9 protein-coding genes are annotated in these 10674 nt (G+C 50.0%); 1 reads left to right on the top strand and 8 read right to left on the bottom strand.

From position 1 onward, the window contains the following. Positions 1 to 703: 703 nt before the first annotated feature. The 3 genes from P1P89_20330 to P1P89_20320 all read right to left on the bottom strand — a co-directional run bounded on the left by P1P89_20330 (position 704) and on the right by P1P89_20320 (position 3865). On the bottom strand, positions 704 to 2029 hold the full coding sequence (locus tag P1P89_20330) for a TRAP transporter large permease subunit (protein MDF1593863.1): 1326 nt from the start codon (positions 2027 to 2029) through the stop codon (positions 704 to 706). Further along, positions 2026 to 2469, bottom strand: coding sequence for a TRAP transporter small permease subunit (locus P1P89_20325; protein MDF1593862.1), 444 nt, complete (start codon positions 2467 to 2469; stop codon positions 2026 to 2028). Before P1P89_20325 ends, P1P89_20330 begins: the two co-directional genes overlap by 4 nt. 343 nt (positions 2470 to 2812) lie before the next feature. Further along, positions 2813 to 3865, bottom strand: coding sequence for a TRAP transporter substrate-binding protein (locus P1P89_20320; protein ID MDF1593861.1), 1053 nt, complete (start codon positions 3863 to 3865; stop codon positions 2813 to 2815). Positions 3866 to 4788: 923 nt separating this feature from the next. Here P1P89_20320 and P1P89_20315 point away from each other — a divergent pair. Then, the gene (locus tag P1P89_20315) at positions 4789 to 5742 is read left to right on the top strand and encodes a choline kinase family protein (protein MDF1593860.1); all 954 of its coding nucleotides are present in this window, start codon (positions 4789 to 4791) and stop codon (positions 5740 to 5742) included. A gap of 28 nt (positions 5743 to 5770) precedes the next feature. Here the strand turns inward: P1P89_20315 and P1P89_20310 are convergent, their stop codons facing one another. The 5 genes from P1P89_20310 to P1P89_20290 all read right to left on the bottom strand — a co-directional run bounded on the left by P1P89_20310 (position 5771) and on the right by P1P89_20290 (position 10469). Beyond that, on the bottom strand, positions 5771 to 6169 hold the full coding sequence (locus P1P89_20310; protein ID MDF1593859.1) for a DUF2294 domain-containing protein: 399 nt from the start codon (positions 6167 to 6169) through the stop codon (positions 5771 to 5773). 14 nt (positions 6170 to 6183) lie between these two features. After that, on the bottom strand, positions 6184 to 7536 hold the full coding sequence (purB, locus tag P1P89_20305) for an adenylosuccinate lyase (protein ID MDF1593858.1): 1353 nt from the start codon (positions 7534 to 7536) through the stop codon (positions 6184 to 6186). 508 nt (positions 7537 to 8044) lie between these two features. After that, complete coding sequence (locus tag P1P89_20300) at positions 8045 to 9064, bottom strand: pyruvate carboxyltransferase (protein MDF1593857.1); 1020 nt, start codon at positions 9062 to 9064, stop codon at positions 8045 to 8047. A 130-nt stretch (positions 9065 to 9194) separates the two neighbouring features. Beyond that, a complete protein-coding gene (locus tag P1P89_20295) occupies positions 9195 to 10103 on the bottom strand; it encodes a phosphoribosylaminoimidazolesuccinocarboxamide synthase (protein MDF1593856.1) in 909 nt (302 codons plus the stop codon). Between the two features lie 138 nt (positions 10104 to 10241). After that, positions 10242 to 10469 (bottom strand): AIR carboxylase family protein, encoded by a 228-nt coding sequence (locus P1P89_20290; protein MDF1593855.1) that lies wholly within the window; start codon positions 10467 to 10469, stop codon positions 10242 to 10244. Positions 10470 to 10674: the final 205 nt, after the last annotated feature.

Below are 10674 nucleotides of genomic sequence, written 5' to 3'. Positions count from 1 at the left end.
AAACCTCGCTTCCGGCGGCCTTTCTCTTTGTCGGTTATTGTGAGACTTGCAGAGTCAATTAAATCGAGACGTAGCAACTGAGAGCTATCAATATATGTCCCATATAGCTACTAATAAAGCTATCTGATGGTAATGAAAAACTCAACAAATGGGATCAGATTTTGAACTATTAGGTTTAAAGATGCTTATTTGAAGATCGAGATTAGCTTGAGCCTCCAAAAGAGCATCACTGTTTTCATTGGGGTCGGGGTTTTCATTGGGGTCGGGTTTTCATTGGGGTCGGGCCAAGCCAACATCCTGTGTTTCATAGGTATAGGCTTTAAAATAGATCTAAAAAAGGGTTTAAAGTGCCCATTTTAGGGTTGAAAAGGTTCAGTATGAATCGAAAAATTTTAGTAAGCTTCGGTCTGCTTGATATGATTTCCAAATCATAGATTTTCGAACGACCCCAAAATTCATCATTTCTTGCCTATATTGATTCCGGCTTAGAACTCTATCTTTTTGAAGATTTGGTTTAAGAACGGATCCGAACAAAAAACCCCGGATCATATGATCTGGGGTTTTTTAACTGATTCAGTCTAAACTTTTTTGACAAGTTCGCTAACATTTTCCTGCTCGTGGCGGGCCTTCAGCCATGTGAGCAAACGCTAATTTGCAAAGGTCTCACATTATGTATCGCCGGTCCGGTCGGCACTAACGGACGCTATTTCCCGAAATACAAATCGGGCAGCCACAGGGCTATCTGGGGAAATACCAATACCAGGGCCAACCCAACCATCATCACCAAGACAAAGGGTACGATGGAGCGGTAAATATCCGCCAGGGTTACCTCCGGAGGCGCCATCGCCTTCATCAGAAACAGGTTATAGCCAAAGGGCGGCGTCATGTAAGCAATCTGGCAGGTTATGGTATAGAGCACGCCATACCAGATCGGATTGAATCCCAGACTGATGATTAAGGGAACATAAAGCGGTGCGACAATGATGAGCATGGCCGTATCGTCCAGAAACATCCCCATCAGGATGTAGGAAATCTGCATCATGATCAGTACGCCCCACGGGCTGAGCTGCCACCGGTCGAGGAAGAGAGACTTTATCGCATGCACGGCGCCAAGACCGTCAAATACGGCGCCAAAGCAAAGCGCCGCCAGAATCACCCACATGAACATGCAGCTGACGCTCAGGGTATTACGCAGGGTGTTTTCCAGTACCTGCCGGTTCAACCGGCCTTTGACGATAGCGGCAAGGGTGGTTGCGGCCGCACCGGCTGCTGAACACTCCACCAGACTGGTTACCCCCAGCAGAAAAAGCCCCGTCATGGAAAAAATTATGACGATGGGAATTATTCCGGCCCTGAGCAGCCGAAACTTTTCTCCCCAGGTTATCTGCTGCCGTTCTTCCAGGGATAGCGATGGCCCCAGTTCCGGATTAATTTTGCATCGAATGGCAATGTATGCCATAAACAGGCCGGCCAGGAGGAGGCCGGGGAAAACACCGGCCATCCATAGCCGGCCGACGTTTTGCCTGGCGATCATACCATAAAGAACCAGAACCACGCTGGGCGGGACCATGATGCCCAGGGAACTACCCGCCTGGATGACTCCGGTGATCATTACCTTGTTATACTTGCGCTTCAGCATTTCCGGCATGGCGATACTGGCGCCGATGGCCATGCCGGCCACACTTAACCCGTTCATGGCCGATATGGCGACCATCAGGCCGATGGTTCCGATGGCCAAACCCCCATGGAGCGGCCCCATCCAGACATGGAACATGCGGTAGAGATCGCTCGCTATTCCGGACTCGGAAAACATATACCCCATATAGATGAATAACGGCAGGGTCAGGAGCGGATACCAGTTCAGCAGAACGAAGCTTGCGTTGAACGGCATCTCCGCAGCACCCTTCCCCCAAAGGAGCAGGGCGAAAAGAGTGGCGACACCGCCGATAGCAGCAAAGATACGTTGCCCGGTGAGAAGCATGAGCAGCATCGAGGTGAATATCAGAATGGCAATCAGTTCATAACTCATGATATCTTCTCCCCTCTGGCCTTTGCCAGGTCCTTGAAGAAGATAGCGACCGCCTGAAGCAGCATCAGCAGAATTCCGATTCCCATAATAATCTTGATGGGAGCCAAAGGCGGCCCCCATGGGGTATAATTGACCTGTCCGTATGTAATCGCATATTCAATGCTGGAAATGGCGCCGTAAAGGAGAAACACCAGGTAGAAGATAAGGACGGGAGCCGTAATTACATCGGCCAACGCCTGCCTTTTCGCCGACAACGGACCATAGACGAGATCCATCCTGACATGCCCGTCCAGAATCATGGAGTAGCCGCCGCCCAGTAAATAATAAGCGGCCATAATGAACTGCGCTATCTCCACTACCCATATGTGGGGCCAATTAAAGATGGTTCGGGATATAGATTCAAACAGCAGGATGCCCATCATGGCGAAGATCATATACATCGAGGCCCTACCTACCTTCGTGTTTACTGCGTCGGTATAACGCACGAAGGCTTTTATTGGTTTAAGCATGCTAATCCCTTTCTTCCAGATCTTTTACCCTAAATCAAATTGAGCGAATTTCTTACTTGACCCGCACCGGCCATTTTGCGCAGCAAGGGTCCGCGAAAAACCATCGACATTTTCACAGGTATTCCCGAGGTTTTCGCGAACCCTGATGCATCATCCCGGCACAGCTCTCGTAATAAATCGCTCAATTTAGGTTTTAGATATTTACCTTTCCCGGCTGGTCCTGCGTCGAAACCGGGAAAGGTAAAGCGACCTTTAACACTTAGTTCCCGGTTCATCAATACCGGTAGGGAGGACCGGCCTCAATCATGGTTTGGTTATATTCTTTGAGTATTTTTACCACCTTGGCATTCGTGGGACTCTTGGCGGCGATCTCGTCCCAGTACTTGAGGGCGGCATCTTCCACTACCTTCCACTCCTCTTTGGGGATGGAGGTGAGTTGCAGCTTACCCCCTTTGGTGCGGTAGTGGGCTTCTCCCCACCAGTACCAATGTTGTCTGTAGTAGTGCGAACTGTCCATGGATAATTTGAACAACATCTGCAGGTGTTTAGGCAGGGCTTTCCATTTATCGGAGTTTGCAAAGTACGAACCCGCCCAGGCACCGGATATGGGATTGGTCAGATAATATTTGGTGACATCGGCCCATCCCACCGTATAATCTTCGGTGATCCCGGACCAGGAGACGCCGTCCAGCTCGCCGGTTTGAATGGCCATCTGAACGTCCTCATAGGGAAGGGACATCGGGACAACGCCGAATTGCTGCATGAACTTGCCCCCGGTGGGGAACATATATATTCTCAGGCCCTTAAAGTCTTCAACGTGTCGGATCGGCTTGACGGTAGCGAAATTGCAGGGGTCCCAGGCCCCTGCACTCAACCAGGTGACGCCTTTGATTTTAGCGTAGGCGTCCGCCCATATTTTGTTCAGCCCATACCAGTTCCACAAGACGGGAACATCCAGTGAGTAGCGTGACGCAAAGGGGAAGTAGGCGGCAAATACAGATATATCGACTGGTGCTGCAATGGAGTCGTCGTCACTCTGGGCGGCGTCGATGGTGCCCCTCTGTACGGCTCTAAACAGCTCGCCCTGAGGCACCAGCTGATCCGCGTTGTACAATTCGATTACCATCTCTCCATTGGCTGCGGTATTGAACCAATCTATCGAATTTTTAATGACATGCTCAGCCAGGGCAGGACCGGCATAGGTCTGCATCCGCCATTTGATAGTTGTTTTTTTTGCCGCATGCACAAATGGCGCATTTACGGCTGTGGCGGCCACGGCAGCGGCTGTCCCCACTCCTGCTTTTTTTAGAAAATCGCGTCTTTTCATACTACCTGTCTCCTTTCATGGTGTTTGGGTTAACATCCAACCAAATCGGAAAAAGAGGATGTCGGCGTTCAGGTTGTATTTACAGGCGCCTGGGTCGGCGCCGTTTTCAGACGGCAGATAGACATCGCATTTAAAATTGCCTCTTACAGTGAAAGAAGTATTTTAAAATTAAAAATTTCTGCAGCATGGCTTGAAGACTCAGCCCGTACAAATTGTTAGAACGATGTATATTTGCGCCTGTAATTTTATGGGACTGGCCGTGTTACAGGGCGATAACTGCGTAAAAGAAGGTGGCGCACGCCTAAAAACGGAAGTTTTAACCCGAAGCTCATAAATCATGACCGACTTTTTCGGGGGCGATTCGATTTTTTTACATCGCCGAATAAGGCGCTGTCAAGTTTTTTACATCGCCGAATAAGGCGCTGTCAAGTTATTTCCTGAATCTTCCATGAAAATTGATGAGAAGCTGTTTTATTGCTGAGAATAATAAGGATAGGGATCATTTTTTCTCATCAAGTTTCACCCTTCGGACAAGCGGGAGGCTTCCATCTGCTGCGTTATTAAGGGTTCGCAATAGTACACTATGGCTTCACCCCTAAATGCCTTGCAGATGAAAGCCTCCCACTCGTGTAAAATTCGGGTGTTTGTGTAACGGGCTGGACATTCGATATGATAAGTTCAGGTACCGTTCGTCAGTGCCCCCTTTGGCACCCAGTCTGTTTGAAAGGCCCCTTCGGAGCACAAGGCAAAAGTCAAAAAAAGAGATTGACTCAGTTTATACCCCCCGTTATATTTAACAGCCTGTTAAACGCATTGCGTATAAACTGATAACGCCGGCGCAATGACCGCGATGATCGTCCCACCGGCTGCCGCCCGGCAACTGACAGCGTGAACCGCCTTAGACCCAAGGAAAGGAAATCGTCATGAACACGTCAACGCGCCTTTTGGATCAGGAATTTACCCCGGAAGCCTGTTATCAAATTTTACCGGAATGGAAAGGAATGGATGTCCGCATTACGCAGCTTAAGGGCGGAATTACCAATAAGCTCTACCGGATTCAGTCTGAAAAAGGCGATTACACCGTTCGGATTTACGGTGACAAGACCGATCTTTTTATAAACCGCGACCATGAGGCCCATGCCATAAAAGAAATGGAAAAAATCGGTGTATCCTCAAGGCTGGTTAAATACCTGCCTGACATCGGCGTCACCATCGTTGAATATATCGACGACTGCATGGTTCTAAAGAATAAACATTTCCTGGATAAATCACTTTATAAGAAAATTGTGGACCCCGTACGGAAAATTCACGACAGCGGCATCCGGCTCGAAAAAATCTTCAACCCCGTTGTCGAAGTCAAAAAAATGGCCTCCATTCTGGAAGGCCTCCATGCCGGCTATAATGAATTCAGTATCGACGGAACGATCCGGCGCCTGGACAAGCTGTCGTCCGTCATTGACATCCCTGAAAACGAATACAGCGCCTGTCACAACGACCTGCTGGCGGACAATTTCATCCTGATCAACGAGGATGCGCTGCACAAGTATGCTTCACCCATGTACATCATCGACTGGGAATATGCCGGCATGGCGCCCCGGTACTATGATATCGCCGATATGTTTCAGGAAATCCTGGTTCCGCGCGAGGCTGAAAAAGAGATCGTTAAGGAGTATTGCCAGGACAAAGATTTTGACAAAAACCTTTACCTCATCGATCTATTCAAGCCGTTTCCCGATATTTACTGGTTTCTGTGGAGTCTGATCCAGCTCAACGTCTCCAAAATCACCTTTGATTATTACACCTATGGAAAAATAAAGTACGAAAATGCACTGCAAAATATCGAGTTCATCCGGAAGGAGTACGGGGTAGCCGTTTAATGAGACCGTTGCAAAATGCCCCTTTGGCTCAATTTAGGCGGTAGCGGCCCTCCAGCTCTTCCTCAAATGTGATGATAATAAACCGCTCCCCCGTTTTGGTGCTGATGTCCGTGTACAGGCTCACCGGGGAAACCCCGGTAATTTTATGAATGATCTCTTTGAGCATGGCATGGGCATTTTCCATCAGTTTGGTCCGCACCTGTTTGATCAGCTGGATTCCTTCCTCATCGATTGCCAGGTGACGTTCTGCCGGCGTCAGGACGCCTTTTAGTCGAATCAGCACCATATCCTGAATAATATACGTTTTGGCCTCCACCGGACCGCGCCCCATATGTTCCCTTTCAAAAGAAATGAGGGCGTTGCTGATTTCAGCCTCCACCTGACCTTTTGTTACCGCCTGAAGTTTACCGGTCTTTTTACTTTGCATGGATCCTGTCCGGCTTAAAATTTACATATACCCGTATAATTTTCGGGGGAAATGTTGAGCAATTCTTTTTTAACGGCGCTTGAAACATCAAGGGTCTTAATAAACGCGGCAATGGCCTTGCGGTCGATCTTCGAATGGGTCCGGGTCAAGGCTTTGAGCGCTTCATAGGGGTCCGGGTAGCCCTCGCGGCGCAAAACCGTCTGGATCGCCTCGGCCACCACGGCCCAGTTATTCTCCAGGTCGGAACGGATACTTTCTTCATTTAATATCAATTTTCCCAGGCCCCGCAGGAGCGATTTCCAGGCAATCAGGGAATGGGCGATGGGCACGCCGATATTTCGAATGACGGTGGAATCGGTCAGATCTCTCTGGAGCCGTGAAACCGGGAGCTTGGCTGAAAGGTGTTCAAAGACGGCATTGGCGATGCCCAAGTTTCCCTCGGAATTTTCAAAATCGATGGGGTTGACCTTGTGCGGCATGGTGGAGGATCCCACTTCTCCGGCCACCACCTTTTGCTTGAAATATTCCATGGAAACATAAGACCAGATGTCCCGGTCGAGATCGATGAGAATGGTGTTGATCCGCTTCAGATTGTCGCAGAAGGCGCCCAGGTTGTCGTAATGTTCAATCTGGGTTGTGACCTGCGAGCGCTGCAGGCCCAGGGTGCTGTTTACGAACTTGTCCGCAAAAGCGATCCAGTCGATGTCGGGGTAGGCGACGTGGTGGGCATTGAAATTGCCGGTTGCTCCCCCGAACTTGGCCGAAAAAGGAATTCTTTTAAGCTGCGCCACCTGCTCCTGCAGCCGGCTTACAAAAACATAAATTTCCTTGCCCAGGCAGGTGGGGGATGCCGGCTGGCCGTGGGTCCGCGCCAGCATGGGAATATCCCGCCATGCATCCGCCTTGGCCGAGAGCGCTTCGGCAACTTCAGCCAGGACGGGTTCCAGCACTTCCTTCCAGGCAGCCATCAGAGAAAGCGGGATGGCCGTGTTGGTGACATCCTGGGACGTCAGTCCGAAATGCACAAACTCTTTGTAAGGCGCTAGCCCGATTTCCTGAAATTTTTCTTTCAGAAGATATTCCACGGCTTTGACGTCGTGGTTGGTGACCTTTTCGATGTCTTTCACCTTTTGGGCGTTTTCGGGGGTGAATGCCTTGTATAGGCTGCGCAGGGTTTCGAATCTGGTCTTGTCGACGGATTTCAACTGCGGCAGCGGCCATTCGCACAATGCGATGAAATACTCGACTTCCACCAGAATCCGGTATTTTATCAGGGCGCCTTCCGAAAAGTAATCCCCCAGCTTTGCGGTGGCCCGGTGATAGCGTCCGTCTACAGGAGAAATTGCATTTAAAGTTGAAATCTCCATATTCTTTCTCCAATCCAATTAAATTATAGAATTTTCAGCCTGTCCGAACCGCAGCAGCGAGCGCATTCCCCGTCCCGCAGGGCGGGGCGGCGGGGTCAGCGAGCGAATATAAAAATCAGATTAAAAGTCCTTACGGTCGAAGATTCCCCGCAGCTTGCTGCGGGAGTCTTCAAATAATAATCGCAGATGACGATGGTTTGCAACAGATTTTAGGCTGCGGACAAATTTTCTCTATATCCGGAATGGGGTTTTATACCGCTTTCCATAATAAAGATCCGAAATAATGAATTTCGGTATAAGCGGTTGTAGGAAAACACATTGGGATAACGGAACTTTTTTTTGATAACCGCTATATACAAAAAGCGGGGGGCCAAAATAAACTGTGGCGGGCAAACCCGTACATGGGGATTGCCCGCCACATAACTATCCGAAACCATCATTTTTACAGAACAGGTTCAGCAGTCAAAGCATTTTCTGTCATTTCCGAGGTGGCCGCATTCGGCCTTGATCAAGCACGCCCGGTTAAGGATTTCGGTATCCGCCCGGTATGAATGCACTCTGAACGGAGACGTCTTCCGATGATTCTTTCGAACATGCGTCCGATATCAAGGAGCTTGTCCACATTGATGCCGGTATCGATCCCCATCTCATCCATCATTACCACCATGTCCTCGGTGGAAACAAGTCCCACAATGCTCGGGTCTGAATAGTAATAATCACCGGTGCCGCTCACCGGCACGCCGTCTACAAAATTGGCCGGCTGTCCGCCCAATCCGCCCAGGGTCGACTCATAGTGGGTGATCCCGGCCTGAAGAGCTGCCAGCACGTTGGCCAAACCCCAACCGCGGGTTGTATGAAAATGGGCGATATGAAGGGATGGATCCGGGATGGCATCCAGGATCATGGAAAAATATTCGTATACCTTGTGAGGGGGTGCAGATCCGTCGTGGTCGGCATGCTCGATGTCGTCCGCCCCGATGTCCAGCCACCGCCGGGTGAATTCAACGGCTTTTTTCATTTCGGTGGGACCTTCGATGGGACAGCCCCAAATGGTGCTGACCGTTCCGCAAACTTTCATGCCGGCAGCATGGGCCTTGGGTATGTATGCCGCGCACATCTTCCAGTATTCGGCCAGCGATAGCCCGGAGTTTTTCTTATGATGCGGTTCGCTGGTGGACACCATAAAAAGGATCCGGTCCGGGCCAAAGCCATCTGCGCGGGCCTGGATGGCGCGTTCAACAGCTTTTTCGCGGATGGTGACCGTGGTGATCTCTACTGCCTCCAGAAGCTGTCCGATCTTCTTGCTGGCGCGGATTCCCTTCATGAGTTCGTCGGCATCCTTGAATTGGGGCATGCCTTTGGGATTTCCGAAATTGGTAACTTCTATCCGCTTGAATCCCGCCAGGATTAATTGTTCCGCCAGCCACAGCTTTGCATCTGTGGGGATGAACTTTTCCTCATGCTGGAGTCCGTCCCTTACCGCGATGTCCCCCAGGACCACTTTTTTCGGGTAGTTCATTTGCGCCATAATTTCCTCCTTTCCCTCATTCTTTGTTCTTTGATGGTTTTAGGGTTTAACGCGTTTTTAATAAAAAAACCGATTTGTCGGGCCGCTAAAATTTTGCATGGATTCAAAGCGGCTCACTTTTTAACACTTCTTAACCCCCTTTGACGGGATTGTCCGAAGTGAGCCTTTCCAACGCTTCCTTATATTTTTCCGCTGTCTTGTTTATAATTTCCACGGGAAGTTCCGGCGGCGGCGGGGTTTTGTCCCAGTCAAGACCCTCTAAATAGTCCCGCAGAAACTGCTTGTCGAAGCTCGCCTGGGGTTTGCCGGGCTGATAGTGATCCATCGGCCAGAAGCGGGAAGAGTCCGGTGTCAGCACTTCGTCGATGAGAACCAGCTCATCACCAATGAGGCCGAATTCAAACTTGGTGTCGGCGATGATAATCCCCCGCTTTTCGGCAATTTCACACCCTTTTTTATAGAGTGCCAGGCTTACCTCGCGCAACCGCTTTGCCAGATCTTTGTCGATGATTTCGGACATCCGGTCAAAAGAAATGTTCATATCATGATCTCCGCCTTCAGCCTTGGTGGAAGGGGTAAAAATCGGCTGGGGCAACCGGTCGGACTCCTGCAGCCCGGGGGGCAGCCCATGCCCGCAGGTCGCACCGGTCTGACGGTAGTCTTTTAACCCCGAGCCGGCCAGATACCCCCTGACGATGCATTCCACCGGCAGGGGTTTGGCCTTGCGCACCCACATGCTTCTACCCTCAAGCGTATCGCGGGAGGACTGACACGCCTCCGGAAAAGCACCCGCACTGGTTGAAATCATGTGATTGGCAATGATGTTTTCGGTAATCCCGAACCAGAACTCGGAAATCCGGGTCAGGATGCGGCCCTTGTCCGGTATGGGGTCGTTCATGACCACGTCAAAAGCGGAAATGCGGTCGGTGGCCACGATCAGGAGGGTTTCCCCAAAATCAAATATATCGCGGACCTTGCCCTGCTTCGCCGGTTTTATGTTCGATAGATTTGCTGCTTTCATCAAAGGGGTTGTTATCATGTCCATTTTCCTTTTCATTCTATTTAATGTTATTTGTTACGAATCATCGCCGGTTCCTTTTCCAGAGCTTCCACCACAGTTATCGGCAGTGACCAGCCCGTCAGTTTGGGACGTCCCAGGGAATCCAGCGCCCTTATTTCAGCCGTTTAATTTTTCCGATGCGTCTAATATTTTTTGTCGGCTCACCTGTATTTTGCGCGCTTTTGCCGACCGGGCGTAGTCCGCGGTCTGTTGCGGAAGCCGATGGGCGGAAGAGATCTTCATCTCATAGGCCACTCCCATGGCATCAAAGACCACGGATGCCTGCTGCATTTTTTTTAAGTCGCTTTCACTTCCCATCAAAATGGCTACTCGCGGAATGCTCATGTCTCTGTCTCCTTTCCTCTCCCCTGATTTAAAATTTCTGTTGGGACCGAATATCGGTCTTAAAAATCATTCCGATAAAAAAAACGTCATCAAAAAGGTCCTGGTTTCAAAATTCAGGCTGCTTTGGCCCGATAGGACGCTGCGGCCGGTAATATTTTGAATCTTTTCAATAAAAGGCCCTTTGGCCTTTTCGAATATTTTGTGA

This window comes from Desulfobacterales bacterium (assembly GCA_029211065.1).
Classification (GTDB): Bacteria; Desulfobacterota; Desulfobacteria; order Desulfobacterales; family JARGFK01; genus JARGFK01.
This window is presented reverse-complemented; position numbering and strand designations above follow the sequence as displayed.